Source organism: Helicobacter cinaedi CCUG 18818 = ATCC BAA-847, from assembly GCF_000155475.1.
GTDB classification, from domain to species: domain Bacteria; phylum Campylobacterota; class Campylobacteria; order Campylobacterales; family Helicobacteraceae; genus Helicobacter_C; species Helicobacter_C cinaedi.
In genome coordinates, this window is the sequence record NZ_DS990393.1 from 290,062 (window position 1) to 316,546 (window position 26,485).

Annotated in this window: 38 protein-coding genes; 32 read left to right on the forward strand and 6 right to left on the reverse strand. The window is 35.7% G+C overall.

The window, feature by feature from the left end; all coding sequences use genetic code 11:
- Positions 1 to 17: 17 nt before the first annotated feature.
- Complete coding sequence (locus HCCG_RS09315) at positions 18 to 875, reverse strand: menaquinone biosynthesis family protein (RefSeq protein ID WP_014666317.1); 858 nt, start codon at positions 873 to 875, stop codon at positions 18 to 20.
- A 92-nt stretch (positions 876 to 967) separates the two neighbouring features.
- Between HCCG_RS09315 and recA the strand changes: the two genes are divergently transcribed.
- The 29 genes from recA to HCCG_RS12880 all read left to right on the forward strand — a co-directional run bounded on the left by recA (position 968) and on the right by HCCG_RS12880 (position 18,050).
- Positions 968 to 2,002 (forward strand): recombinase RecA, encoded by a 1,035-nt coding sequence (gene recA / locus HCCG_RS09320; RefSeq protein ID WP_002957268.1) that lies wholly within the window; start codon positions 968 to 970, stop codon positions 2,000 to 2,002.
- Positions 2,003 to 2,031: 29 nt separating this feature from the next.
- On the forward strand, positions 2,032 to 3,309 hold the full coding sequence (gene eno / locus HCCG_RS09325; RefSeq protein WP_002957269.1) for a phosphopyruvate hydratase: 1,278 nt from the start codon (positions 2,032 to 2,034) through the stop codon (positions 3,307 to 3,309).
- A gap of 9 nt (positions 3,310 to 3,318) precedes the next feature.
- On the forward strand, positions 3,319 to 3,582 hold the full coding sequence (locus HCCG_RS09330; protein ID WP_014666315.1) for a hypothetical protein: 264 nt from the start codon (positions 3,319 to 3,321) through the stop codon (positions 3,580 to 3,582).
- The gene (locus HCCG_RS09335; protein ID WP_014666314.1) at positions 3,579 to 4,190 is read left to right on the forward strand and encodes an AMIN domain-containing protein; all 612 of its coding nucleotides are present in this window, start codon (positions 3,579 to 3,581) and stop codon (positions 4,188 to 4,190) included. The genes HCCG_RS09330 and HCCG_RS09335 overlap by 4 nt, the downstream gene beginning before the upstream one ends.
- 6 nt (positions 4,191 to 4,196) lie before the next feature.
- Positions 4,197 to 4,697, forward strand: a complete 501-nt coding sequence (locus HCCG_RS09340) for a shikimate kinase (protein WP_002957272.1) — start codon at positions 4,197 to 4,199, stop codon at positions 4,695 to 4,697.
- A 17-nt stretch (positions 4,698 to 4,714) separates the two neighbouring features.
- Positions 4,715 to 5,809 (forward strand): DegT/DnrJ/EryC1/StrS family aminotransferase, encoded by a 1,095-nt coding sequence (locus HCCG_RS09345; RefSeq protein WP_002957273.1) that lies wholly within the window; start codon positions 4,715 to 4,717, stop codon positions 5,807 to 5,809.
- On the forward strand, positions 5,802 to 6,785 hold the full coding sequence (locus tag HCCG_RS09350) for a Gfo/Idh/MocA family protein (RefSeq protein WP_002957274.1): 984 nt from the start codon (positions 5,802 to 5,804) through the stop codon (positions 6,783 to 6,785). Before HCCG_RS09345 ends, HCCG_RS09350 begins: the two co-directional genes overlap by 8 nt.
- 27 nt (positions 6,786 to 6,812) lie before the next feature.
- Positions 6,813 to 6,998 carry a hypothetical protein gene (locus HCCG_RS09355; protein ID WP_002957275.1) on the forward strand — a complete coding sequence of 62 codons (186 nt, stop codon included), beginning with the start codon at positions 6,813 to 6,815 and terminating at the stop codon, positions 6,996 to 6,998.
- Positions 6,999 to 7,216: 218 nt separating this feature from the next.
- Positions 7,217 to 7,348 (forward strand): hypothetical protein, encoded by a 132-nt coding sequence (locus HCCG_RS12870; RefSeq protein WP_002957276.1) that lies wholly within the window; start codon positions 7,217 to 7,219, stop codon positions 7,346 to 7,348.
- A 123-nt stretch (positions 7,349 to 7,471) separates the two neighbouring features.
- Positions 7,472 to 7,819 carry a hypothetical protein gene (locus HCCG_RS09360; protein WP_002957277.1) on the forward strand — a complete coding sequence of 116 codons (348 nt, stop codon included), beginning with the start codon at positions 7,472 to 7,474 and terminating at the stop codon, positions 7,817 to 7,819.
- 116 nt (positions 7,820 to 7,935) lie between these two features.
- Positions 7,936 to 8,256, forward strand: a complete 321-nt coding sequence (locus tag HCCG_RS09365; protein ID WP_002957278.1) for a nucleotidyltransferase family protein — start codon at positions 7,936 to 7,938, stop codon at positions 8,254 to 8,256.
- 123 nt (positions 8,257 to 8,379) lie between these two features.
- A complete protein-coding gene (locus HCCG_RS09370; RefSeq protein ID WP_034548467.1) occupies positions 8,380 to 8,595 on the forward strand; it encodes a HepT-like ribonuclease domain-containing protein in 216 nt (71 codons plus the stop codon).
- Between the two features lie 708 nt (positions 8,596 to 9,303).
- Entirely contained in the window at positions 9,304 to 9,681 is a 378-nt protein-coding gene (locus HCCG_RS09375; RefSeq protein ID WP_002957285.1) for a hypothetical protein, read from the forward strand.
- Between the two features lie 160 nt (positions 9,682 to 9,841).
- Complete coding sequence (locus tag HCCG_RS12240) at positions 9,842 to 9,979, forward strand: hypothetical protein (RefSeq protein WP_165817813.1); 138 nt, start codon at positions 9,842 to 9,844, stop codon at positions 9,977 to 9,979.
- A 349-nt stretch (positions 9,980 to 10,328) separates the two neighbouring features.
- A complete protein-coding gene (locus HCCG_RS09385) occupies positions 10,329 to 10,616 on the forward strand; it encodes a hypothetical protein (protein ID WP_014666305.1) in 288 nt (95 codons plus the stop codon).
- Positions 10,617 to 11,313: 697 nt separating this feature from the next.
- Entirely contained in the window at positions 11,314 to 11,682 is a 369-nt protein-coding gene (locus HCCG_RS09390; protein WP_002957289.1) for a hypothetical protein, read from the forward strand.
- A gap of 56 nt (positions 11,683 to 11,738) precedes the next feature.
- Positions 11,739 to 11,975: a hypothetical protein gene (locus HCCG_RS09395; RefSeq protein ID WP_002957290.1), complete on the forward strand. Its 237-nt coding sequence runs from the start codon at positions 11,739 to 11,741 to the stop codon at positions 11,973 to 11,975.
- A 113-nt stretch (positions 11,976 to 12,088) separates the two neighbouring features.
- Positions 12,089 to 12,493, forward strand: a complete 405-nt coding sequence (locus tag HCCG_RS09400) for a hypothetical protein (RefSeq protein WP_002957291.1) — start codon at positions 12,089 to 12,091, stop codon at positions 12,491 to 12,493.
- Positions 12,494 to 12,694: 201 nt separating this feature from the next.
- Positions 12,695 to 12,988 (forward strand): hypothetical protein, encoded by a 294-nt coding sequence (locus HCCG_RS09405; RefSeq protein WP_002957292.1) that lies wholly within the window; start codon positions 12,695 to 12,697, stop codon positions 12,986 to 12,988.
- A 39-nt stretch (positions 12,989 to 13,027) separates the two neighbouring features.
- Positions 13,028 to 13,189, forward strand: coding sequence for a hypothetical protein (locus tag HCCG_RS11740; protein ID WP_002957293.1), 162 nt, complete (start codon positions 13,028 to 13,030; stop codon positions 13,187 to 13,189).
- Between the two features lie 225 nt (positions 13,190 to 13,414).
- Entirely contained in the window at positions 13,415 to 14,131 is a 717-nt protein-coding gene (locus tag HCCG_RS09410) for an AAA family ATPase (RefSeq protein WP_002957295.1), read from the forward strand.
- Positions 14,132 to 14,149: 18 nt separating this feature from the next.
- Positions 14,150 to 14,329: a hypothetical protein gene (locus HCCG_RS09415; protein WP_002957296.1), complete on the forward strand. Its 180-nt coding sequence runs from the start codon at positions 14,150 to 14,152 to the stop codon at positions 14,327 to 14,329.
- Positions 14,281 to 14,436, forward strand: a complete 156-nt coding sequence (locus HCCG_RS13055; protein ID WP_002957297.1) for a plasmid mobilization protein — start codon at positions 14,281 to 14,283, stop codon at positions 14,434 to 14,436. The genes HCCG_RS09415 and HCCG_RS13055 overlap by 49 nt, the downstream gene beginning before the upstream one ends.
- Positions 14,437 to 14,698: 262 nt before the next feature.
- A complete protein-coding gene (locus tag HCCG_RS13060; RefSeq protein WP_158409678.1) occupies positions 14,699 to 14,854 on the forward strand; it encodes a hypothetical protein in 156 nt (51 codons plus the stop codon).
- A gap of 53 nt (positions 14,855 to 14,907) precedes the next feature.
- Positions 14,908 to 15,219 (forward strand): AAA family ATPase, encoded by a 312-nt coding sequence (locus tag HCCG_RS12875; RefSeq protein ID WP_014666299.1) that lies wholly within the window; start codon positions 14,908 to 14,910, stop codon positions 15,217 to 15,219.
- A 235-nt stretch (positions 15,220 to 15,454) separates the two neighbouring features.
- Entirely contained in the window at positions 15,455 to 15,964 is a 510-nt protein-coding gene (locus HCCG_RS09430) for a hypothetical protein (RefSeq protein WP_002957300.1), read from the forward strand.
- A 1,076-nt stretch (positions 15,965 to 17,040) separates the two neighbouring features.
- Positions 17,041 to 17,274 carry a ribbon-helix-helix protein, CopG family gene (locus tag HCCG_RS09435; RefSeq protein ID WP_002957303.1) on the forward strand — a complete coding sequence of 78 codons (234 nt, stop codon included), beginning with the start codon at positions 17,041 to 17,043 and terminating at the stop codon, positions 17,272 to 17,274.
- Positions 17,264 to 17,521, forward strand: a complete 258-nt coding sequence (locus HCCG_RS09440; RefSeq protein ID WP_002957304.1) for a type II toxin-antitoxin system RelE family toxin — start codon at positions 17,264 to 17,266, stop codon at positions 17,519 to 17,521. Before HCCG_RS09435 ends, HCCG_RS09440 begins: the two co-directional genes overlap by 11 nt.
- A 394-nt stretch (positions 17,522 to 17,915) precedes the next feature.
- Positions 17,916 to 18,050, forward strand: a complete 135-nt coding sequence (locus HCCG_RS12880) for a hypothetical protein (RefSeq protein ID WP_268257959.1) — start codon at positions 17,916 to 17,918, stop codon at positions 18,048 to 18,050.
- A 200-nt stretch (positions 18,051 to 18,250) separates the two neighbouring features.
- Here the strand turns inward: HCCG_RS12880 and HCCG_RS09445 are convergent, their stop codons facing one another.
- The 3 genes from HCCG_RS09445 to HCCG_RS09455 are packed head-to-tail and all read right to left on the reverse strand — an operon-like array spanning position 18,251 to position 22,195.
- Positions 18,251 to 19,033, reverse strand: coding sequence for an ABC transporter ATP-binding protein (locus HCCG_RS09445; RefSeq protein ID WP_002957305.1), 783 nt, complete (start codon positions 19,031 to 19,033; stop codon positions 18,251 to 18,253).
- Position 19,034: 1 nt separating this feature from the next.
- A complete protein-coding gene (locus tag HCCG_RS09450) occupies positions 19,035 to 20,024 on the reverse strand; it encodes a FecCD family ABC transporter permease (protein WP_002957306.1) in 990 nt (329 codons plus the stop codon).
- Positions 20,024 to 22,195, reverse strand: coding sequence for a TonB-dependent receptor (locus tag HCCG_RS09455; protein WP_015453235.1), 2,172 nt, complete (start codon positions 22,193 to 22,195; stop codon positions 20,024 to 20,026). The genes HCCG_RS09450 and HCCG_RS09455 overlap by 1 nt, the downstream gene beginning before the upstream one ends.
- A gap of 116 nt (positions 22,196 to 22,311) precedes the next feature.
- Between HCCG_RS09455 and HCCG_RS09460 the strand changes: the two genes are divergently transcribed.
- Complete coding sequence (locus HCCG_RS09460; protein ID WP_015453234.1) at positions 22,312 to 23,820, forward strand: hypothetical protein; 1,509 nt, start codon at positions 22,312 to 22,314, stop codon at positions 23,818 to 23,820.
- Entirely contained in the window at positions 23,820 to 24,857 is a 1,038-nt protein-coding gene (locus HCCG_RS09465) for an ABC transporter substrate-binding protein (RefSeq protein ID WP_015453233.1), read from the forward strand. The genes HCCG_RS09460 and HCCG_RS09465 overlap by 1 nt, the downstream gene beginning before the upstream one ends.
- A 512-nt stretch (positions 24,858 to 25,369) precedes the next feature.
- Here HCCG_RS09465 and HCCG_RS13065 read toward each other — a convergent pair.
- Together HCCG_RS13065 and HCCG_RS09475 are read right to left on the reverse strand one after the other, a co-directional pair.
- A complete protein-coding gene (locus HCCG_RS13065; protein WP_002957311.1) occupies positions 25,370 to 25,588 on the reverse strand; it encodes a type II toxin-antitoxin system PemK/MazF family toxin in 219 nt (72 codons plus the stop codon).
- Positions 25,579 to 25,779, reverse strand: a complete 201-nt coding sequence (locus tag HCCG_RS09475) for a hypothetical protein (protein ID WP_014666294.1) — start codon at positions 25,777 to 25,779, stop codon at positions 25,579 to 25,581. The genes HCCG_RS13065 and HCCG_RS09475 overlap by 10 nt, the downstream gene beginning before the upstream one ends.
- Positions 25,780 to 26,039: 260 nt before the next feature.
- Between HCCG_RS09475 and HCCG_RS09480 the strand changes: the two genes are divergently transcribed.
- The gene (locus HCCG_RS09480; RefSeq protein WP_002957312.1) at positions 26,040 to 26,444 is read left to right on the forward strand and encodes a YopX family protein; all 405 of its coding nucleotides are present in this window, start codon (positions 26,040 to 26,042) and stop codon (positions 26,442 to 26,444) included.
- Positions 26,445 to 26,485: the final 41 nt, after the last annotated feature.

Below are 26,485 nucleotides of genomic sequence, written 5' to 3' on the forward strand. Positions count from 1 at the left end.
TTGATTTTTATAAGAATCTATGAAAAACGCAAAGATTCATACTCCGTGGGGATAAAATAATATTCTGCCTTAATGTGCTCTTTATAGAATCCAGCCTTGTATCCTAGCTCAAAAAGCTTATTTAATGCTAAAATCTCCTTTTCCCCCATAGAGATAGAATCCGCATTAGCATAGAGATTTAAATACACTTCTAATTCCTTAGCATTGACGCGGATAATGCCCCTTTCAAGGAGCATTTTGCTTAAAATCGCCCTATTTTCAACGGCTAATCGCACCGCCTTTGTGAGAATCTTTTCACATTCTATGGCAGTAGTAAGGGGCAAAGAGCGTCTTAATGCCATTCCTCCTAGTGGCAGGGGCAATCCCCCACCGCTTAATTCCTGCCATATATCCCAAAGCTCTGCTTCTACCACGAGGCTTTCATCAAAGTTTAAAATTGACTCGTGGATAAGCACCCCCGCATCAACCTCTCCGCTTAGCACACTAGATTCTATCTCTAAGAAATTTTTATACACAATCTTTGCTTCCGGATAGGCTAGAGAAAAAAGCAAAGCATTGCTTGTATGCTCTCCGCTTAAAGCGACTTTGAAGTGCTTTTTTAAGATTTTATCCTTTTTTCTAATGAGTTTTGGTCCATAGCCATTGCCAAAGCTAACGCCTGTGCGTAAAAGGGCGTATTCTTGTGCGACAAGTGGATAGAGGGCAAAAGAGATAGCACTTATATCATATTCCCCGCTCAAAGTGGCGAGATTAAGCGTTTGAATATCTTTTGCGATATTGCTAAAACGCAATTTTGTAGAATCTACCCACCCAAAAACAATAGCATAATACATAAACAAATCATCGGCATCAGGGCTATGAGCGACTTTTATCATCAAAACTCCTTGGGATTTTTGTAAGAAATTATAAGAATAATTTAGTCAAACTTAGATAAAATCCGCTACTTTGATTTTAATAAAGGATAGCTATGGTTGATGAAAGAAAGCAAAAAGCGATTGAACTTGCCCTAAAGCAGATTGATAAAGCCTTTGGCAAAGGGGCTTTGGTGCGTTTGGGTGATAAGCAAGTAGAAAAGATAGATTCTATCTCAACAGGCTCTTTGGGGCTTGATATGGCACTTGGGATTGGCGGTGTGCCTAAGGGGCGGATTATTGAAATCTATGGTCCTGAATCTAGTGGGAAAACGACTTTGAGTTTGCAAATTGTTGCGGAATGTCAAAAAAATGGCGGAATCTGTGCGTTTATTGATGCAGAACACGCCCTTGATGTGTATTATGCCAAGCATTTGGGCGTGGATACGGAAAATCTGCTTGTATCGCAACCAGATACGGGCGAACAAGCCTTAGAGATTCTAGAAACACTTACACGCAGTGGAGCGGTGGATTTGGTGGTGATTGACTCAGTGGCAGCCCTTACGCCAAAGGCGGAGATTGAAGGGGATATGGGCGATCAGCACGTGGGGCTACAAGCAAGGCTTATGAGCCACGCTTTGCGTAAGATTACAGGAATCTTGCATAAGATGAATACGACTTTGATTTTTATCAATCAAATCCGTATGAAAATTGGCGTTATGGGCTATGGTAGTCCGGAAACGACAACGGGTGGTAATGCGTTGAAATTTTATGCGAGTGTAAGGATTGATGTCCGCCGCATTGCGACATTAAAGCAAAATGAGCAGCAGATTGGCAATCGCACAAAAGCTAAGGTTGTGAAAAATAAAGTCGCACCGCCATTTAGAGAGGCGGAGTTTGACATTATGTTTGGAGAGGGCATCAGTCGCGAAGGCGAGATTATTGACTATGGCATTAAGCTTGACATTATTGATAAAAGTGGTGCGTGGCTTAGCTACAACGATAAAAAGCTTGGACAAGGGCGAGAGAATGCAAAACTGCTCTTAAAAGAAGATAAGGCATTGGCTGAAGAAATTACGCTTAAGATTAAAGAGCAGATTGGGGCGAAAGATGAGATTATGCCACTGCCTGATGAGCCAGAAGCTGAATAGATTCTAAAAATAAAACTAAAGGAGTAAAAATGGTATATATTGAATGTATTGACGCACAAGAGGTTATGGATAGCCGTGGGAATCCAACGATTAAGGCAATGGTAAGATTAAGTGATGGCACAAGGGCATCTGCTATCGTGCCAAGTGGAGCAAGCACAGGCAAAAGAGAAGCCCTAGAATTGCGTGATAATGATAAAGAGCGTTATTTAGGCAAAGGCGTGTTAAATGCGTGTGCGAATGTGAAAACGGAGATTAACGCACAGCTTAATGGTGTATCCCCTTATGATCAAAGCAAGATTGATTTGATTTTGAAAAAAATGGATAGCACAGAGAATTACTCAAAGCTTGGGGCAAATGCGGTTTTAGGCGTGAGTATGGCGATAGCTAGGGCAAGTGCACAATCTTTGCGTTTGCCTTTGTATCGTTATCTTGGCGGGAGCAATGCTCTTACTTTGCCAACGCCTATGCTGAATATCATTAATGGTGGCTCACACGCGGATAACACGGTTGATTTTCAAGAATATATGATTATGCCTTTGGGCTTTGATAGCTTTGCGGAAGCCTTGCGTGCGTCAGCTGAAGTGTATCATCATCTCAAAGCTATTTTAAAAGAAAGCGGACATATCACAAGTATAGGCGATGAGGGTGGTTTTGCTCCAAATCTTAAGACAAACGGAGAACCCATTGAAGTGATTCTAAAAGCGATTGAAAGGGCAAAATATAAGCCTATGGAGCAGATTGCCATCGCTCTTGATGTGGCAAGTAGTGAGCTTGTAGGTAAAGATGGGAATTACCATTTAAGCGGGGAAGGCAAGGTACTTAATAGTGCTGGAATGATTGAGTATTATGAGAATCTTGTAGCAAAATATCCCATTGTATCTCTTGAAGATGGCTTAAGCGAAGATGATTGGGAGGGCTGGAAGCTACTTACACAAAGGCTTGGTGATAAGATTCAGCTTGTGGGCGATGATTTGTTTGTAACAAATAAAAAGATTTTGCAAGAGGGTATTGATAAAGGTATTGCAAATGCGATTTTGATTAAGCCAAATCAAATCGGTAGCGTGAGTGAGACTATGCAGTCTGTGAGATTAGCTCAACGCAGTAGCTATAAATGCGTAATGAGTCATCGCAGTGGGGAGAGCGAAGATACCTTTATTGCGGATTTTGCCGTGGCATTAAACACAGGTGAGATTAAAACCGGCTCAACGGCTAGAAGTGAGAGAATTGCAAAATATAATCGTTTGCTTGAGATTGAAAGGGAAGTTGGGGATACAGAATATATTGGCAAGACACTTTTTAAACGCTAGGGTAGGGTGATGAGCGAGGCGGAAGAACTCTTAGAGAAAAGCTCAAAATTATGGCGGTTAGCTTATACTCATCGTGTGTGGTTTGTGCTTTTTGGGATTCTAGTCGGCATTGGGCTTTATTTGGGATACTTGCTTTTTGGGAATGACTCTGTGGAAGTGCTTGTGCGATTAAAGACACAAAAGAATGCTCTTATTAATGATTCAAAAATGATAGAATCGCAAAATGCAAATTTACAAAAACAAATCTTTGAAATAAGGGGGTTAAAGCCTTGAAAAAAGTAATGCTTTGCCAGATTCTATGTTGTATGTGTCTGTGTGGTGTGCTAAATGGGCGAGATGACCCATTTCAGTCTGTTATTGCCCCAAAGCGTGAAGAGCATAAGCCCCCAACACTGCATCAAGACCCGCTCTCAAGTGTGGAGTTTGTCCTGCCTAGCACGGCTAGGGTTTTAAAAAGTGTGCAAATAAGTTACCAGAATCTTGATGGTTCTATTGAAACAAAGACCATTCAGCTTGATGAGAGTATTGACTGGCATTATCCATTAATGATAGCCCAAAAAGCACAAGGTGCGACATATTCTAGTGAAAATCGCTTTAAGCTTGGCGAGTTTGAGCTGGTGATAAATAAAAGCAGTATTTTTATTGCTACACGCAAAAAAATGTTGCGAGATTTTGTCTTACCTGAACCTTATCGGCTTGTGCTTGATATTGAAGGTGTGAAAAGTAATGAATCTCAAAAGATAAAGCTTGATAAAAAGTATTTTAGCGATGCGGAGATTTCCACGCACGAAGGCTTTTATAGGATCTCCATTGGGCTTGATGGACGCTATAAGCATACTATCAAGCCCCAACGCGATGGATTTATGATTACTTTGGAGTAGGTTGAAGTGGAAAATATCGTTCTTATTGGCTTTATGGGGAGTGGGAAAACAACGATTGGTAGGGAGATTGCTCTGCTTGGAGGGAGATTTTTACTTGATACTGATGGGCTGATTGAACAAAATATGGGCAAGAGTGTGCGAGAGATTTTTACTTCTGTTGGGGAAAAGGGATTTAGAAAGATAGAATCTCAACTCATTTTGTGGCTATCAGCCAATGTCAAAAATGCAGTGATTGCTACCGGTGGAGGAATGCCAATCTACAATAATGTGCATTATTTGGGGAAAGTCTTTTGGCTTGATGTGGGATTTGAAAGCATTATTAAAAGATTAGATTCTATTGAGAAAAAAAAGCGTCCTTTGTTTGAAAATATGACAAAGGCACAGAGTTTGTTTAATGAACGCAAACCAATCTATGAAAAACAAGCACAATATGTCATTGGCGGAAGTGCCCAGCCCACTGAAATTGCAAAAAAAATCGTATCGCTTATGAATGAGCGTGTAATTTAAAATAAGGAGCAAACACGATGGAATTTATCAATCTCAAAGCACAATACCAAGCCTACAAATCGAGCATAGATAAGGCAATGCAAGATGTGCTAGATTCATCACAATTCATTATGGGAAGTGCGGTTGGTGAGCTAGAATCTGCATTAGCCAAATATAGCGGGGCAAAACACGCCATTGCGTGCAGTAGTGGGACAGATGCGTTGATTTTAGCATTAATGGCACTTGATGTGAAAAGTGGCGATGAAATCATTACCTCGCCTTTTAGCTTTATTGCGAGTGTGGAGGCGATTATGCTGATTGGGGCAAAGCCTGTTTTTGTGGATATTGATGAGAAAACTTATAATCTTTCTAGCTCAAAATTAGAATCTAGCATTACAGACAAAACAAAGGCGATTATTCCCGTGGCGATTTTTGGGCAAATGGCAGATATGGAAAGCATAAATGCTATTGCTTCAAAGTATAAAATCCCCGTGATTGAAGATGCTGCACAAAGCTTTGGGGCGACTCAGATTCAAGGTAAAAATCAAATCAAATCCTGCAATGCTTCTCTTTTAGCCACAACAAGCTTTTTCCCAAGCAAACCTTTAGGCTGCTATGGCGATGGGGGAGCGGTATTTACAAGTGATGATGCGTTGGCAGAAAAGTTACGATACTTGCTAAATCACGGACAGACAAGGCGGTATGAGCATAGCTTTATCGGGCTAAATGCAAGACTTGATAGTATTCAAGCGGCTGTGCTTCTAGCTAAACTACCGCATTTGGATAGTGAAATTACTAAGCGTCAAGAAATTGCTAAAGTATATGATGACAATCTCCATTCTGTCATTACGCCTTTTGTAGAATCTTACAATACAAGTGCCTACGCACAATATAGTATTCGCTCTACTGATAGAAAAGGCTTAACACAAAAGCTAGAATCTGCTAAGATTCCTTATGCGGTGCATTATCCTATCCCCCTGCATTTGCAAGAGGTAGTTACAAAGCTTTATCCTTACAAAAAAGGCGATTTTCCTATAAGTGAAATGATAAGTGAAGAGATACTCTCACTCCCTTTTAGTCCGTTTTTGACTAAAGAAGAGCAACTTAGCGTAATAAAGGCAGTAAATGGGTAAGATAGTTAAAATTGCCCTTTTTGGCATTGGGAAAATGGGGCAAAATCACTTAAGAATCTTAAGTATGCTAAAAGATGTTGAGGTGGCATTTTTATATGATGTGAATCTTGAGCTGTGTGAGAGCTTGAGTAAAAGCTTTGGCATTAAGGTGCTAGAAAATCTTGATGAAGATTTGAAAGATTGCGATGGAGCTATTATCGTAACGCCAACTTTCACGCATTTTGATTATGTCAATAAAGTGAGTGATTATGTCAAAAATATTTTTGTAGAAAAGCCCCTGACTGATACGCTTGATAGCACACAAATAATCCTTGATTTAGCCAAGCAAAAATCACTCAATATCCAAGTAGGCTTTATTGAACGCTACAATCCAGCCATTATCACGCTTCAAAATATTCTGCGTGATACTAAGATTGTCAATATTGACTTTACCCGCACAAATAAGATGAGCTCTAGAATCACAGATGTAGATGTGGTGATTGATTTGATGATACACGATATTGATTTGGCATTGCATTTTAATGGCGATATTGCGGATATTTACGCTCACGGCGTGGTAATGGAGGGAATGATAGAATATGCCAGAGCGTGTATTATTCACAAAAATGGGGCGTTTTCTAATATCGTAGCAAGTCGCATTACCGAAAAGCGTATCCGTCAAATCAGCGTAACAACGCATAATGAATACATTGACTGCAATCTTTTGAGAAAGGAAGTCTTTGTTGATAAGCAAAGTGTGGAGCAAAGGCTAGATAGCGTATCTATCAGTGCTAATACCGAGACGATTGAAGTAAGGGGGCAAGAATCACTTTTTTCAGAGCTGCTTGATTTTGTGAATCTGTGTAAAGATTCTGAATCTCATCAAACGCCTTCCGCACCCTCTAGAATCAACCGCCCCAATCAGCACGATGGTATGAAGGCTATGCAGGTGGCGTATAAGATTCAAAGTCTTATCCACAATGCAAATAAATCTTAAGGCTTAAATCTTCAAAAAGGGGGATATATGCTGAAACTATTATCTATGTTTGGTGTATTGTTTTTCGTGTTAATGTTTTCTACTCAAGGTTGTTATGAAGCCCCAACGCCCCCACCTGTTGATATGCAATTTGGCGATAAGCAAAAGTTTTATAAAGACCACCCCGGAGTGTGTGGCAGGGGGAGCTATTATATCCGCGAATGTGGATTTTAGAATCTGCATTTATCTTAAGTGTAAAATTGTTAATTACCATTCTTGTGCTCGAATCTTCGTAGAAAAAGGGCTTTGCGACATAATATTGATACTAGCAAATATGTCTCAACATGTCTTGCTAGATAAGTTGTCCGAAAATAGCCTATTTGTATATGTATGAGCACAAGTGGAAAAGTGCTAAATGTTGTACAATTTAGTCAATATGTGAAACAGAGAGTGTGCTGAACAATTTAGAGTTTAGCTGGCTTGATGAGTATTTTAGTGTGTGTTTTATAGAATCTGCTGTGAGTGCTACCCTAAAGATTGAAAAGTTAGCAAGAGAGTTTATGGAATTTTGGATTGTAGCTTAATAAATATACTTTTTAATCATATTCTTACAAATTAGCCAAGACATTAGTTCTGCCGTTCCCATTTGAAAAACATCCTTCAAACCACCTATAATACGCACATACAAAACAACACGAAGGATCAAAATGAAAACTTTAAGCCAAGAAGCAATCAGCCTTGCAAGGCAAATCCAACAAGGGCTTCAACGAGTAGTGAATGCTAAACTAGAAGTATTAATGGACGAAGTAAAGAGCATTGATAGAAGATTCCAACGCCAAGAAGCTAAGTGGAGACAAGCTCAATCTAAAGAATTCTTATCAGGTTTTAATATTCTTAAAATGCCTGAATTTATGTGGGCTGCACGATGTGCTGGAGTAAATGTGCCACAAGAATCTTTGAATGAAGTTAGAGAAAGTATTGAAAGCGGAGTATTTAAGGCATATTTTAAAAAAGCTTTTAAAGAAAGAAAAGCTATTCAAGCAACATTATTTTAGATTCTGGGTAAAGATTCTGCTTTAGCTTTTTACATCTCATTAGAGCAACAGTTGCTCATTCTAAAGATTTGTGCTACTATGCCCCAATAAAATACAAGAAAACACAAGGAAGGGCAATGTCTATACCTACTAAAGAAAGCATACTTGCTTATCTCGCAGACATTAAACAAGAATTGCAAGGTGATGGTATTACTGAGCTTGGACTATTTGGGAGCTATGCTAAAGACAGGGCTGATATAGCAAGCGATATAGACATTATGCTTTGCACGAGCAAAGAGTTTTTACGCAAGTTTCAAGGATTTGAAAGTGCGATTTATTTAGATGAGCTACGCCAAAGAGTATCAAAGCATTTTAGAACTCAAGTTGATATTTGTGATACTGCCTCTATGAGCCAAGTAAAAAAGGAAAGTTTGCTTACTGGAGCAATTTATGTTTAGCAAAGAAAGTTTAGAAAGGCTCAAAGATGTTTCTCATAGAATCCAAAATATCTTTGATATTTGCCAAGACTATGGCGGCCCTCACTTGCTCTTAATGATGTAAAAATAGCTCAACCAGCCATTATGATGCACCTTATTGTATGTAAGGAAAACTTTGAGAAAGTTATATACAATGGCGAGAATATCACGGCGTTTTTAAGCAAAGAGGATATGAGGGGGTTAAGTGCTATTAGGAATATTGCTTCACACGATTATGAGGGATTGAATCTGGGCATTATAGAAGAAGTGATACGCTCAAAACTCCCGCCCATTCAACAAAAGATTAATGCTTTTTTATAAGAGCAGGAATGTAGGGAGTGAGAAATGGGGGAATTTGTCTTTTTTTTATTTGAGAAGGACAAATATAATATTTTAGAATGTCCTAAGGGACAAGGACAAGCAGAGCTCATAGGCAAAGGCTTTATTGTGCTGATTTTATTAGTGCATATGTGATTACACTAAAAGTAAAGACAAAAGAAAAAAGGCAAAACCATAAAGCAAAGGTAACCATAGCTTACTCCCATACACTTTTTTCAGGTATTCTTAGAATTCTACAGCAGAAATCAAAGTGTCATCGTAATGCTATTTGTGGCTTTGTAAAACAATACCTTGCTTTTTGATAAGATTCCGACACAAGCTTTTTTATTTAAAAATCCAATACCTCTTTTTGCCCTTCTAAGAAGCGACCCTTAGAAGGGCAAAAAACAAATTAAAAAGAGGCAAAAATGGCGAATCAACTAAAAATGCTAAAGCATAAAGAGGTAGAGCTACTTGAGTATAAGGGCGTGCTAGATGTATCTAGGCTTTTTTTGAAGGAGAGAATTGAGGACACAATGTTTAATGCGTTGGTGTACATCAACAATATGTGCTTAAAAAAGGATGAATAGTTCCCTAAAATTGTGCCTATGATTATACACGCAGGTGTATGATGCGTATAATGTGGAGTATAACTTGTTTATTGAGGCATTGTCGCTGAATTTCACTGGATTGACTAGGTAGGCATTTGTTATGGATTTTGCTTTAAAGAGAAGAATAGCACGGGGAAGAAGGGCATTATCGCCTATCTACTTGAATGTTATGCTTGAAATACTTGATTTGGCTTCAGTGAATACTGCAAGGCATATAGGGCAATCTTTCTATAAGTCCATTGTGTATGAGAATAGAGACACAAAAGAAGCATTTCAAATGGCGGCATTAACGCTAAGAGAAGAAGCTTTGAGGTTTATGTTTTGGAAAAGAGAGGATTACAAGGAGCTTATAGCTAGCTTGGAGTATTTTTTAAATAGGGAATTTGACTTTGAACAAAAGGCTTATGGGACAACAAGTTGCAGAGAATTTTGGAAGAAAAATAAGAAGATTCCAATGCCATTGTATAAAATTCTTTAAGAGTGTCCTTCTATATAAGTCTATATATAGACTAGTTGTTATGTTGTTATGTTTGTAAGTTTTGTGGTTTATGAAATAAACCCGAAACTGCCATTTTTTTTCAGTGAGCAAAAAAAATTTCTCACGAAATCAAATCAAAAATTTTCAAAAGGAATCCGAAATGGAAAATCAAATTGCCAAAATTGCAAATTTCACAAAAGAGCACCTAGAATCTCTTGGATTCAAATCACTTGAAAAGCCGATTTTTGATTTTTTGCATTTTTTTGGCACTTTAAACAGCTTTTTTATATTTAGGTAATAAGGATTACTAACTCATATTTTTTGATTTTAGAGCTATTTTTGTGCGTTTAATGATATATTTTAATTTTATTTTTATACCAAAAAAAGAAAAAGTGAAAGATTCTGCTAAAAATTCTTTTAGTTTGGGAATGTGATTTTGAAAGCAAGAAAAAAAGACTTTATCCTTAACAGAATAAACTCCTAGAGTGTTAATAGAATCTAGTAATTCTATATTTCAAATAAAGTTTTAAGAAATATTATACCACAAAAGATAAAGTAGGTTTATTTTTCTCATTTGAAACTCTCTCTTACATTGTGGCACAATTTAAATGTGCTATGCACATATCAAAATGCTAAAGGAGTTCCTTATGGATTCAAATGTCAAATACGAAGTGCAAGATGCCAAAAATGAGTTGCAATACCAAATACTAGAAGAACATCACAAAACGAGAGGAGAGATTGCAGGTATTAAGCTCTATCTCTATACGCTAACGCTTTTTGGTATTCTTGCGTTTATTATTTTCATAATTCTCATAAATGAAGTAAAAGCTGCAAGGCATACTCAGCATAATCAAAAGAGTGACACACAGGCATTGATGGAATCTAAGTTTGTGCCGCAAGCTCACATAAGCAATTTTTTAAACAATGTTGTTTAAAAGTCTTGTTGTCTTGAAAGTGTCTTAAGCCTTGTTGGCAAATATAGGTGCGTATATTCCTAAGTAGGGAATATACGCCTTTGGCTTTAAAATGTGAATTTATGCTATAATGATCCTATGAGTAGGAAAGAAAGATTAAATTTACGCTTGATTTCGTTAAAGGCTTAATGTTGCCTTATTAACTGCATTGTTTGGAATCTTTGCGTTTGTTGTGATTCACATTGACACAATCAACTTATTTCAAGGCATAGCTTCAGCGATAGGCATTTTAATAATTGCTGTATCGTTTTTCTTTCTTATTCAGTATCTTGTCAAAAAACTTGATGAATTGGAGAAATTAGAATGAATTGGTTTGATTGTAGCTACACTTGCGATTGTAACCTTTTGTGGATTGTCTCTTTATGCTGTAAAAGCTATCAATAAAGAGAAAGACTAATGGGACTAATAGTATTCTTTGGATTCACTGCATATTTAATCTACAAGCTTTCAACAATAAAGTAAAAAATGCTAGAAAAAATTATCCTTGTTTGCATTGCACTTTCGGTATTTGTTATTCCTTTAATGGCTCTTAGAGCTATCATACACGACAAAAAGAATAGATAGAGTTTTTACTTCGCCACTTTTTTAACTATTCATTAAAAGTAGGCAGAATTAAAGTAGGTAGAATAGGATAAATCTAAGACAAGGAAGCCATATTATGCTGATTTATGTCTCCATCACTCAAGATAAGGCGGAACATCCAATCAGAGATTGGAAAAAAATACAAATCAAAGACCTAGCAGAGCTCCACAACATCATTAAAACATATCCCTACTCTAATGCAAACTTTTATGATGGCTACCGCAAGGCAGATAACATTATATCATTTAACAATCTTCTCATTTATGACATAGACAACAATAAAGATACGCCCAATCTCACAATAAAGCAAGCGGAAATATTGCTTACACAAAATCAAATCCACGCCCTTATTATGCCTACTAAGAGCAATAATAAAGAAAAAAAAATGGGCATATTGCACAAAGATATAGAATCCTTATTCCAACAGTCACTCCGTACGAGTTAAAACAAAAGGATGAATTTAGAATATTCCAAGAGCTTTGTGCTAGACAACTAGGCATTATGGACTATCTTGATAAAAGTGCGCTGAATGATATGTCTAGATTCTATTATGCAAGTCCCATCTCAGAATCTGGAAGAATCACAAATGGAAAGATTTTTGATACAAGAGCTCTTGAACAACAAGCTGGAGAAATAACAAAACAAAAAGAATTGGAGAAAAAACAAAGAGAAGCCATTATAAAGGAGATTCAAGCAAATCAAAATGCTTATAAACAAACACAGCCCACCCAACATTAAGATAAATGTTTATCATTTGTATCACTTGATAAATATAACGCAATGATAAATTATGATATTCAAATGATTGTTGAAAAAATGAAAGCTGTGAAATTTACAAGGACACTTACATAATGATAAAAACCACAGATTCCAAATATGCGATTATCCCAAATGCGAATCTCATTCACGATTTTAAAAGTGGAAAAACCTACAATGTCTATACCTATCTTAGCAAATTCAATAATACAAACAATGTAAATGCTGTAGCGAGAAGATTCCAAGAATTAACAGGGGAAGAAATTCTACAGGCGAATCACAAACTTATCCTAGATGCAATCACAGAAGCTTGTGATAATGGAGTATCTAAAGACAAAGAGCTTGAGGCATACATAAAAGAAAAATTTGGAGTAAGATATGTCAAGTTTCACTACGGAAGTGGAGAAAGCTTTATAGAAATCGCTGATGTAAGAATGTTATTAAGTGAATATGGTGCAGACATAATCAAAAGGCTAAGAGAAAACAGAGAAAAAAGATAATTAATAAATACTAATTATATGTATAATAATATCTAATTTACATTTATTAATTACTTATTATATATAATACACTGAAAACCACCAGAGATAAATACAAGTATTTTATATGCTATAATCTCATTCTTTGCCACAGCTTGATATATTTCACAAGTTTAATGCGAAACCAACCTAAGATACAAAAAACATAAGGGGGCAAAATTGATGACACAAGTAACAAATAAATATGAAACATATAGTCAAAAGCGGCTAGTTTCAACGCTCAATACCATACAAAAAAACATCGCCAAAACCCAAACCGAGCAAAAAAGGATAGACAATAAGCTTAATAAATTTCTTGCCGATGAAGTTTTGGTAAGCCAAGCTCTTAGCAAAAATCTAAACCCCACACCTATTGAAGATTCTAAAATCATACAAAAAATCAAAGGGGCTAATTTCTCACAAGATGAGCTTCAATCGATTAACGCCGAGCTTGAAAAAGATATGCAAGAGAGCTAATGACTAAAGTTTTTATTAATAATAGAGCACAAAAAGAGCTTGAAAAAAAATTGGAAAAGCAATGCTCTTGCTGCAAAAAAGATTCAAATATTCCTTACAGAAAGACTTCCAAACATTGAAAATCCTTGTTTCTTGCCAAATGCCAAAAAGCCAAAGGTCGTGATAATCAATACCGCTGGAGACTTGGGGATTATAGGGTGATAGGCATTGTTGAAAATGGTGAATTTTTAATTGTAAATATTACAAGAATTGCCCATAGACAAGGAGCTTATGACTAATGCGAAATTCAAACATTGACTTCAAATCCCCCATTCTAAAAGCAAAACAAAAGAGAACTCAGATTCTCTAGGACACCATATACTTGAAACATCTCCAGCAATTAGGAAAATAGCAAGAACTTATTTCAATCTATTATACATATAATGTATGTATAATATACTAATTACATACCTAAAAATTCAAAGGATTGCTATAATAGTTTCAGTAATCAATGAAAAGGGTGGGAGTGGAAAAACAACTCTCGCCGTAAATCTTGCTTGCAAACTCTCGCAAGAAAGAGATGAAGTTTTACTCATTGATGCAGATCCACAAAGAAGCACAGAAGCTTTTGTTAATATCCGCACAAATGCAGACTTACCACTCATTTTCAATTCAGTAACAAAGCTAGGAGATGGGTTAGCTAGAGAAGTGAGGTCGCTTTCAATAAAATATGATTCAATCATTATTGACACATGCGGAAGAGATTCAAAAGAAATGCGTCAAGCTCTAGCTATTGCGGATATAGTTATTATCCCAATTGTGCCTAGTCAATATGATGTTGCAGTATTAGACAAAATGATTTCACTTTATGATGAAGTGATTTCAGGCTCACTAAGAGAAGAGGAACCAATCGCACTGATTGTCATAGATAAGGCTTCTCCAAATCCATTTTTGGAGAAAAAAATCAACGACTTAAGAGATTATATTAATGAAAAGAATCTTAAGAATCTCCACTTAATGAACTCTATTATTCACGAACGAGAAGCGTTTAAAAATGCCACTGCAGCGGGGCAAGGCATTACAGAATTTTGTAATAAAACCGACAAGGCATATATTGACTTCGTCTCATTTTATGAAGAGCTTATTGCCTACATAAATCAATAGATTAATAAGGAGTAATAAATGGCAGGACTTGCAGGCATCAAAACAAATTCATTTAAAAGCGTAGAGCTCAACAGACCAAACTCAAAAGCGCAGGATATAAAAGAATTTATCAATAATGCGGAGGGCGAGACAGCAAACAAGAGTAAAAAATGGGTGCTCCATTCAAACCAGAGCAACAAAAGCGATCTTACAAATTAGCTATATCTTTTACACAACAAGAGCGAGAAAGCATACAGAAAATGGCTGAACAAAAATCTATGAACATCACAGAATTTATAAGATATAAAATTTTTAATGCAAATTGATTAAGCACACTAATGCTATAATCACAAAGCCAAAGAAGAGAATAGGCTTTAAGGATCATAAGAAAGAATAAGAATCCTACTCAAAAGAGAAAAAAGAAATGACAGACAATAGGAAAACGCTAGAAAATTTGTTTGGCAACATAAAACAAAACATACTCATAGCAAATACACCAACGCAACAATCAAATACAACAAAATTCATTTGTGAGAACTTTATACCCATATGCAATAATGGATAACTCTCTTAAGTGCAAATGGTGGTGTGGGAAAGTCTTTTCTTGCCGCCAAAATTGCTTGTCGTTTAGCAAAATCTCAAACAAAATGTCTCTTATGGCTTAGCGAAGACACACAGCAAACAATCAAAGAACGATTAGAAGATATTTGCTCAGACATATTTCAGCTTAATGTAGACATCTAAAGCGATTATGAAGGGATCTAGATATTCTTTCCTATATCCATATTTGCAATGAAATGCCTCCTCCTATCACAACAAACACTCTTCCATATTTTACGGAGCTATTTAAAGACTATAAGCTTATTGTCATATATCCTTTAATCGCATTTTATGATGGCGATGAAAATAGTAACTCACAGGCAAGAAGATTCATGGATTGTTTAAATCATATTGTGCGGGAAAATGATCAAGCCATACTTATTACACATCACAACACCAAAGGCAACAATAATGAAACAAGTAAAACAAGGGGGCAAGTGCTTTTGTTGATGCTGTGCGCATTGCCTATGAGCTTAATTTTAAAAAGAGTAACAATCAACAAAACTTAGCAAGCCAAGAACGAGAGCTCAAGCTCATAAAAGATAACCTAGGCATCACTAATTCACAAGTATGGAAAGATAGAAGTCGAATAATAAAAGTCATTCCTAGAAAAATCACACTCTTTCAAGTGAGTACCCACTACCCCCGTAAGCAATTTATCAAAATTATTGATACGCACGAAGAGAGCTTGGAAGATATACAAAGATGGGAGAATGAAAAGAAAAAATCTAAAAAGGTAAAATTATGCTAACTGTACCAGCCACAATTGATGAACTTTTTCATGTTAAAAAACAATTTGATGTGGGATTCACTTCCACCAAGTTAGAAAATATAGTAGGAATATTCCTGCCAAGTCGCAATATCACAAAATCAAGAATATATAATGATTTTATAAAGAAAAATCAAAAGTATGTTCTACAAGATAATGAGCACACAAGAGTAACTATCACTGGAAGACTGCTTACACAAAAGCATAAAGATGTCTTAGAATCTCTTATAACAGGAGTTCAAGGAGACTATGGAGAAATAGAACTACATAAAAGAGAGCAAATATTCAAAATAATAACAAATCCAAACCAAGCAAAACAAGCTTATAGTGAGTATAGCGGAACTCAAACTAACGCTACTTGGTTTTATGAAAAGCTCGTAGAAATTGGAGATTGTGGCGTTCAATTAGATTCCAAAGATGAAAACAACACATCAATATATTTTACATTCATAGATTCTATATATAAAGATGATAACAAAAAATAATTAATTTCAGCATAGCCTACACAAGATTTCTTGCAAAAACATTGATATATGATTATCAAGACTATCTTAAACCAATTTTAGGATTTAGTAATTTCTGCAAAAAAACAAACAAGAAGCTTAAAGCGTGAAATACACACTGAACCCATAAGGTCCATAATGCACTTTATGCTAATGCACAAAACTAGAACAACCTATAAGCTCGAAACAATATTCAAAGATCTAGGTTTTTATGAAATTCTATCAAAAAGACAAATACAAGAACTTATGTCAGATCTTAAAGATGAAAAAGTCAGAGCATATCTAGAATAATAGCAGTGTAGAAGACAGAGAAAGAAAAATAAGAAGCCCTATAAACAACGAAGACATTCTGCCAAAGAAAGGAAAAACAAGTAGCCAAATCACCCAACAAACTCTATTCTAGATAATATTAAAGCTCTTTTTTCTTAAAAACAAATTGCTTTAGGTTAAATCTTACTTAAAAGTTTGGATTCTCGCTAGGAAGCATTAGCTCTTCCTTCTTTGACAGCAAAAAACTAAAAAACCGATTCTTTTTGTTTGATACGAGTGAAAAGCTTTATAATATTTATAATACTTTATAGAAGCTTTGGAAAACTGGTAAAAGTTCAACAAATTTGGCAAAAATAGCGATAAAATTAGTAAAAGTTCAACATTTTTCATACTATGAAGTGCAAATGAGATTTATCTTTTTTGTTTTGATGTTTGAGGATATGCTGATGATTATATAATAATTTTAGTTTATATATTAAAAGTATAATATATATAATTTTAATATAATAGATGTTTAATATACAAATAATATTATTAGATATATAATTATTATACATATATTATATGTTTTTTAATTCCCAATATCTATAACTTTAAGTTTTGGTATCACAAGGGTGGAAAACTTAAACATCATAGAATCTCGCATCAAAGGGCATTTCAAGGAAAACACATTAGTTTGAAAAGCATACTTTTCAAACTTTTTTATATATTCCAAGTTAAAAATCAACTCGAATGCACATTTAACTATTGTATGTATAATTGTATATACAAAATACAAGGGTAGCTTTATGAAGACAGCAATTAACATAAGACTAGACAATGATTTACTCAAAACATTGGATCACGCGGCAAGAGAAACAAATCTCACACGCACAACACTCATAGAAAGAGCCATTATCGCTTATCAGGATAGAATAGATGAATTGATGAGTGATACTATCCTTGATGAGCTACAAGAAGGCAAAAGAACAACCTTGCCATTACAAGACTTTTTTAGCAAAACAGGCTTAGATGATGTATGAAGTCTTTGTTGAGGAAAAAGAGAATCTATTCATTGCCCATTTAGCTCTGAAAGACAAAAGAATCATCAAAGATAAACTTTTAGATTTACAAAATGGCAATTTCAGTGGTGATAAAGCACTTAAGGGCAGACATAAAGGCAAATTTAGAAAAAGAGCTGGGAATTTTAGGATTATCTATCAAAAGCAACAAGATAAACTAATTATATGTGTGATTCGTATTGCAGATAGAAAAGAGGTTTATGATTAAGTTTGTGTGTAAGTGTTTTTTGTTTAAGCCAAAAAAAACAAGGATAAGACAAAGCTAAGTTTGGATTCTAATTTGGGATTTTAAATGTGATATAATTGTGATTAGAGGTTGCCTAAGAGAGTGCGACCTCTCTTAGAGTAACCTACTTCCTTACAAAGGAGGTTACGATGAGTAAGATTTGTCTGAAAATCTTAGTCGCTATGATACTATTATGTCTCATAATAGTCAAGTGCTACTAAGATAATCCATAGCCTACCTTGTAGTTAAGGGGTAGGCTAGTCTTACTCTACTCTCTTACTTAACGCTATGGATTCTAACAATAGTGCCAAATGCTATCAAACAAAGAATCTTGTATCATTCCGCCAAAATAGATTTTTGAATATAAAGGATTCTAGTGATTGAGGAACAAATCATCACTCTTTTTTCAAAACAAAGATTAGAATCTTATGACAATGATTTAGATAAACATTTTGACAATCTTCGCCTTATTGCAGGGCAATACTTGCCTTTAATCTTCTCAATCCTATAAACCCTACCACTTTTCTCAAGCTCAATGTAGTTTGTCATTTTCTACTCCTTGTAATAAATTTGAAGCAGGATTATAAACCACAGCTTTGACAGCGTTATGATAAAAAATTGAAAAAGTGAGATAAATTTGTAAGAAAATCTTCAAAACTTTATTCTAAAGCTGTCATTCATCAAAGTGTTAGGGCAAAAGGCATTTTATGGTCAAACCCTAAAAATATATTCATTTTCCATAGGCATAGATTCTGTATGTAATGGCACATTGTAGAGTTGGCTTAAATACTTTGAAGTGAGTAGATGTTTGGCGTTTCCAAAAATAGCATTTGTGTCTTGTGGTGAATCTAAGCAATCAGTGATTTTATGAAGTAACACGACTTTATGCGACAAAAATCTAGCGTGTGAAGGAAAATGTGTGTTAAGAATAATGGTGCAGCCGTTGTTGCTAAGGCGTTTTAGCATATCTAAAATGGTTTTTTGATTATGAAAGTCAAGGTTTGATTCTGGCTCATCAAGGATAAGAATCTTTGGATTTTTAACTAAAGCCCGTGCAAATAGCACCATTTGCAATTCTCCGCCGCTTAAGTTAAGGCAAAGCTTATGCGTTAAATGTGTAAGATGAAGCTTGTCTAAAATATCGTGTGCTTGTTTAAAATGTGTCATATTTGGCTTAAATCGCACAGATGGATTGCACCCAAGTGCGACCATATCAAGCACCTTGATATTAAAGATTTGCGTCTTTGCCTGTGGGACATACGAGATAATTTTCCATAACTCTTGCTGATTGTAAGCTTTAAGTGATTTTCCAAGCAAGATACTCTCCCCAAGATTCCATTCAAGCAGCCCAACCATACATTTAAGTAGGGTTGTTTTACCCGCTCCATTACAGCCTAAGATACCTAGCACTTCACCTTCTTGTAGGGTAAGATGGATATTATTGAGAATCTGCGTATTTTTTCTTTTGAAACTTGCATTGTTTATGGCAAACATTTTATCCCCTTTGATTTTTGCGTAAAATATAAATAAAAAATGGCGCTCCAACAAGTGAAGTGAGAATTGATATAGGGATTTGTTCGCTTGAAAGTGTGCGTGATAGGGTATCAATAAGCATAAGGAATAACGCACCAATAAACATACTAAGCGGGATTAGCTTTGAATTTTCATTACCAATGAGTAGCCTAGCAATATGAGGCACAAGCAGCCCCACCCAGCCAATAACGCCACACATACTTATTGAGCAAGCAACAATCATTGTGCTTGAAATGATGATATAAGCTCGCAAAAGTGTGAGATTAACCCCTAGGCTTTTGGCTTCATCATCTTCTAGCATAAGGAGATTGAGCTTCCAACGCAAGATAAAAATAATGACTATGCCAAAGATAATGCCAATAAGATTGAATATGACATAGCTTTCCAATGCCACATCTAAAGAGCCTAAGAGCCAATAGGTGATGGTTGGGAGTGTGTCTTGTGGATCGGCAATGTATTTGACTATGCCTATAAGACTTTGGAACAAAGCCCCTACGATAATGCCGCTTAAAATCATTGTGGTGGTTTGAGATGGTGCATTTTTGTTATAGCCAATACACGCAACTAAAGCAAGTGAAAGAATACCAAAGATGAATCCAGCAATGCTGATATAATCCATACTTAATCCTAAAAGCAGTCCTAGCACTGCACCAAAACTTGCTCCACTTGTAACGCCTAAAATATCAGGTGTTGCTAAGGGATTGCGAAATAGACTTTGAAACGCCCCACCAGCTACACTTAATCCAGCACCAACAATAATGGCTACAAGAATGCGAGGAAGACGAAAATAAAAAATAACATTATTTTGCGTCTCATCTCCATTGCCACATAGCACTTGGATAATATCTTCAATGGGCAGAGCATATCTGCCACTGCTTAGACAAATAAGAGCAAAAATCACTATGATGAAAGAGCCTAAGATAGAGGCAAACATTGCTTTTAGAATCTGCATTAATAATTCCAGATATATTTAACAAAAACATTTCTACCCGGCTCTACAAGAGGATTTGTCAGTGCTATTTGGTGTTTTATGCTTTGGACGGTTACAGGGTTTCTGCCAACTTGATTAAAGAGATTATTTGCTCCAATTAAAAGCTCCATATCTTGTAGTTTTGTAGAAAAACCACCAAGTTTTAATCCCAAGTATAAATCTGTCATTGTATAGGCTTGTGTTGCCCTCTCTTCCTTTGGATCTATGCGAGTTTTTGCTCCATATCCCCTTTGTGTGAGATTGACATACCATTTGTTAAATTGCAGTGATAAGGATACCTGACCATAAAGTGGTGCAAGATAAGCAATAGGCTTATTGTCTGTGAGATTTTCACCATAATTATAAGAGCCTACATAAGAAAGCATAAGCCTATCGTCAAAGAAGCTATGTTTCCCCTCAATTTCTACACCTGTGATGATTGCCTTTCCTATATTTTCATATCTATAAGCGTTATTTGTGTTAGCTATTGCACTTTGATAGGAGCTAAGGGCAAGCATATCAGTATAATGTGTAAAAAAGCCAATTAATGAAGCGTAGTGATTATCACTTTGGAATCTAAAGCCAAACTCAGCACTTTGTGAATATTCTGGCTTGATAAGAGGATTTGCGATAGTGAGTGTTGAGCTGCCACTTGGTGTGACTTGCATACGCGTACCAGCACTTGGATTTTTGAAGTTGTGACTGACATTAATCACATTGCTTATATAGTCATTAAGAAAATACACTGAACCAAGAGAGCCTGTGATAGCACCGCTGTGGATTACGCTATTTTCATCAAGGAGGCGAGAGTTTTCAATATGGATGGCTTGATTATTGTTGGATTGTTCCGTACTTGATTTTGTTTTTGAAATTGTTGTGAGTACATAGTCTCCTCTAAGAGATGCCAAAAGATACCAAGATGGAGTAGCGCTAAAATCATCTTTAATAAATAAAGCAAAATCGGTGGTGCTAGATGGGCGGTTTGTTGTTTTGCTTGTGTTGTCTGCAAGATTATTTTGCCTTACTTGTGTTGGAGAGTAAGAGCTTTCAAATTCAGCTCCATAAGTAAGATAATGCTTGTTAATTCTACTATTAAACACTAAGCGTCCGCCAAAGTAGTTGTTGTTATAAACTTGTTGATGAATATTTTTTCCATCTGTAAATGCGGCGCGATTATTCCAAATATCCGTATCCCAATGTCTGTAATAGAGATAGCTTTCCATAGATTCTGCAAAAGAGAGTTGAGATTTTTTCATTCCTACTCTTAAATAATATTCGCTGATTGGATCTTCACTCATTAAGATTCCATAGCTTGATCCCGGTGCTGCACCTAAACCTCCAGCACGATGAGATTCTACTCTTGTATAACGACCTTGAGTATAGTAGCGCGTAGAATCTTTGGTATAGCCCAAGTTAAAATCCACGCCCAGATAGTTAAATGATGAATTTTTTGCTTTGTATGAGCCATTTTCTTTAATGGGTGTAGTGTAGTCTTGTGCTGTTTTTGAGCTTACTCCAACAAGCATATCCCAGCCTCCGCCACCACCAAGCACTTCAGCCCTTCCGCCAAAAAGATTATTCACGCTTCCATATTCTAAGGCACGGATTCTAGCTGTGGCAGCAAAAGTATCGCTTTGTGTATTGTATGATGAAGTGCGAGATCTAAAATTTACAACGCCATTCATAGCATCACTTCCCCATAGTGAGCTTGCCGGACCGCGTATAATTTCTATACTTTCAAAGGCGTAGGGATCAAGGGTGTTGAGTTCTAGGGTATTGCGACCAGAGTATCTCACGCCATCTATCATTACGATGGAGCGAGAGCTATTGGAGTTTTGCCCACGAAATGTAATTTGTCCATTAATGCCACCAGAGCGAGAGTATAAGATGCCGGGCACAGATTCTAGGATAGATTGTATATTGCCATTACTTTTTTGGAGCAAGTCCTTTTTTTCAACAACACTAATCTGCTTAGATTGTAGCTCTATGGGTAACTCCGACATAATCACTTGTGCTTTGACAACAGATTTTTCAAGCTTGACATTCCTTTCTGCACTGCTTATTTTTTCTTCTTGCTCGTCAGCTTGCATATAAACAGGGAGCATAAAACAACAAAGAAAAATAGATACACTTTTTTTGGTAGAGTGTCTCATTTTGAATCCTTTTTTTATTAAAATAAAAATAAGAGCGGTTATTATATTGAAATAAAAAACAAAATGCAATATAATCCACAAAGTTTATAAATTTACTTAAATAAAAGGATAAAAAGATGTCTAGTAAATGTGGTTGTAGTGGTTTAAAAAATAACTTAAAGAATCTTTATCATTATAAAGAAATTGAATCTTTTGGTAAGATTGCTTATCTTGAATCAGGAAGTCTAAAAGAACAGAGTGTTTCAACACATTTTTTATATAAGCATATTTTGCAGTATGTAGATTTGTATAATGAATTTCACTCGCTTGATTTGAGCGGATTTTGTGCGGTTGTTTTGCCTATGGGGATTGATGAGTATTATCTCTCACGCTTTAAAGATAAGATTCTTAGTTTTCTTGAATCTGGGGGCGTGGTGCTATCTTTTATGAGTGATTTTATGCGGATTTTACCTTATAGTAAGGGCTATGTACAGAGTCAAGTTCCAATTAGAGATAGGGTTGTAAAGTTTGCTAAGAGTGAATCTGCGGCAATTATTTTTGATGGAGTAAGGGAATATGATATAAATCATAGGCGTGGTGTCAAAGGATTTTTTAATCGTGGGTTTTTTGATATGAGTGCTTTTCCACATAAAGTGGAGCATCTCTTAAGTGATTGTCAGGGGGAGTGTGTTGGTTATATTGATAGAGAATCTACCCAAGGTGTTATTCTATCAACAGCAAATGCGGATTTATTAAGTTTTGGGCTTATGGATAATACGACAGCAAGAAGAATGGGGTTTAATCTTCTGCAATGGCTTGGTAGGGAGTTAGGGCGGATTAAGCAAGATGGGGCAGCACACAAGATTGATAATGTTGGTAATGTTGATAATATGGCAGAGCAAAAATATAAGACTTCGCAAAATTCTTGTGATACAAAGCTTAATTATTTAGACTTTGTGCCTAATAAACATATACAAAGCCTTTCTTCCCATAAGCTTACAAATGCCATTATCACAGGTGGTAGCTCATTTCATAGATATTTTTTCACAAATAAAAATGAAAAATATGCGCATTTCTTCTCTAAACGCTGCCATTTTTTAGATTTACAATCTTTGAATCTTGAAGCGTTTGATTATATTGTTTTAAGCTCAAGAATGGACGCACATAGCTTGGTTAAGCATAAACAAAAGTTCATTTCCTATTTGGAATCTGGAGGGCATATTGTTTCTTTTGGCGAGATTGCGCAAGATTATTTACCAAATATTAGGTGGAGAGATTATCCTGTCAATTTTTGGTGGTGGCTTATCCCTAATGCCGATATGCCTTTATATGCCTTAGATTCAGATGGGAATAAGGCAGAAAATTCTACAAAAGATGGTTTATTTAGCAAAATGGCGGTTAAAGATGCAAAGTGGCACTACCACGGAGCATTTTATCCGCCAAAAAATGCTCAAAATATACTAGTCAATGAATTAGATGAAAGCATTATTTATAAGGATACAACTTTTAAGGGGAATTTATATGTTACCTCGCTTGATCCGGAGTTTCATTTGGGGCAGGGATTTATGCCTGCGACAGAATATTTTTTTGACACATTTATGCAGTGGGTTGAGAGTGATATTGTATGTGCGAAGGGGGTGCGATAATGCGTTTCATAATGCTATATGTGCTGCTTAGTGTGAATGTGTTTGGTGCTTTTCCTTATATGTATAAAGATGATAAAGGATATAGTGTTGAGATTCCAAAAAAGCCTACTCGCATTGTGATTGGGGGCGGTATGTGGCCATTGCCTCCTGTTGTTATTATGCTTGAAAAGAGTGCAAAAAGCATCGTGTATATGCCAAAATCAAGCAAAAATGCGTTAAAAAATTCCTTTTTACTTGATATGTTTTCCGAGATTAGTCGTATTCCAAGTGGAGAGAATGAAAATATAGAAGATCTTCTTTCGCTTAAGCCAGATTTGTTTGTGTGTCATAGTGCAAATATCAAGCTATGTCAGGCAATGAAACAAAGCAAGATTCCAACAATAGAGCTCAGTGTCAATAAATGGGGGTATAACTCATTTGAAACAATCAAGGGTTGGATTACAGTGTTAGCCCCTATTTTAGATGTTGAGATAAAAGCAAAAAGATTTTTAGACTTTACTCAAAGTATTCAAGATGAGATGATGAAAAAAGTAAGGGCAAAATCAAATAATGATAAGCCAAAGGCATTGGTGATACATTATTTTGAGAGTGATAAGGCTATTTGGGTAGGCGGCATTTTTGCGGATTATTTATTGCAAACAAGTGGCGGACAAAATGTTATTGCTAGTCAAAATATTGTAAAAATAACACTTGAAGATATATACAAACTCGATCCGGATATTATCTATATTAATAATTTTAATACGCTTATGCCCCAAGATATACTCAAAAGCCCATTGTGGAAGCCCATCAAGGCAATCCAAAATAAAAGAGTCTATAAATTTCCATTAGGCTCATATCGCCCATTTGCTCCAAGCGTAGATTTGCCTATTTTGCTTCAATGGCTTTATATGTGTAATAATCCAAGTGAGATGGATTTTGATACGCTTTTGCACTCTACTGAAGTATTTTATAGCACATACTTTGATTTACATTTGAGTAAAAAACAGATAATGAGCATTTTTTCTCCCACAAGGGAAGCTGGAGAGATTAGGTAGGTTAATGTAAAAGAAATATAAATAACCATAAAGAGATATTTTAGATGGCATAATCAAGACTTATGGACCAAGGTTTGTTAGATATTATGACCAAATAGAAGAAGTGAGGCGGAGCAGAAACCTTTTGGCACTACTCACTATGTCGCCTCTTGAATTTCATCCGCAATCATAGCTCTGCACTCTTAAAAACAACTTATATCTTGGAAGTGGTGAAGCCTTTCTAAGCGTATTGTGATGATATGCGCATTAAACCTAGGAATCGTTCAAAGGTTATGAAATACGAGCTTGGACTCTCAAGCCTTGGGCGTGAGAGAGTGTATTAGTTAAATGGGGGGGGGCTGTTAAAGAAAGAATCTAGTGGGGATTACTAGAATTCAAATTGTTAAAAAATATTTAAAGTAATTCTAAAATTGAAACAACTAGAATTACCCCATTACTTTCTAGAGATAGAAAGTAATGGCTTACTTGTAAAAGTAGGTTTCCCTATCTTAGAGCAGGGGTTATTCACTTCTTTAGTCTATCCCTATGATATTTTCTTTGATTCTTTGTTTTATTAATGCAAATTCTTTAGACTCTATATTTGCAAGTAATCTTTCTACCCTTCTGCTATCAAACACTTTTATTTGACTAAGTAAAGCAACTTGCAATCTTCCTTTGCTATCTATGAATTTGTGATAGAGCTTCCCACTCTTGCCCTTAGATTTACCACTAAGTGGAACACTCAAGAACATTTGATTATAGAATATATTGAGCACAAGCACAGGGCGTGTAAAAGCAGAATCTTTTCATAAATCTCGCTTCCTATATTTTGTCCTATGGCTACCCAATAAATCCTGCGTGGCTGTATGTTTTTCTTGTGTGTTTTCTTATGAATTGATTGTTTAGTGATATTCCACAAATCAAATCTTGCGCCTTCGTTCATTATCTATCCTTGTGCTATTTAGAGATAGATTCTAGCACAAGTTTATCTTGTTTGACACTACACTCTAGATTCTGTCATTTATGTTGCCAAATAAATGCAAGAAAAATGTGTATTATCTAAGAAATCTCATTTGAAATGAGATTCAACAATCCACTATAATTGCTCCCGCAAGCGAACAAATAAGTCTTACAAATATAGCAAATACTACATCTTCAAAATAAGAATGATGTAGTAAAACACATTTCATAAAAGGAGTAAAAATGAAGGCAAGTGATTTTGATTTTAGGGTATGGAACAAGAAGACTAAGACATTCACATACGCCAAAAACGATTCTAAACTCACACTAGGTTTTTCTAACAAAGATTGCGGAGAAGTAGAGCTATATGCCTACTATGATGGTAAGCCTATGTGCTCTAGCGATATAGAAATGGATCTTTGGAGTGGATTCATTGACATTGATGGGGAAAAAACCTATGAACGAGACATTATCGATAGTGATTTTTCCATCTATGGCTTAGTGTTTTATGAAAAGGGTAGATTCTTAGTTAAACACGATTTGCTTGATGATGTTGAAAGCCTAGATAAAGTAATCAAATACACCACTGAAGTGGAATTGGCAGTTGTTGATAATATCCACGAGAAGAAACTGCAAACGATGAGCTAAAGCCTAAGAGTCTTTACCAAATCAAAAAAGGTAAAGCAATA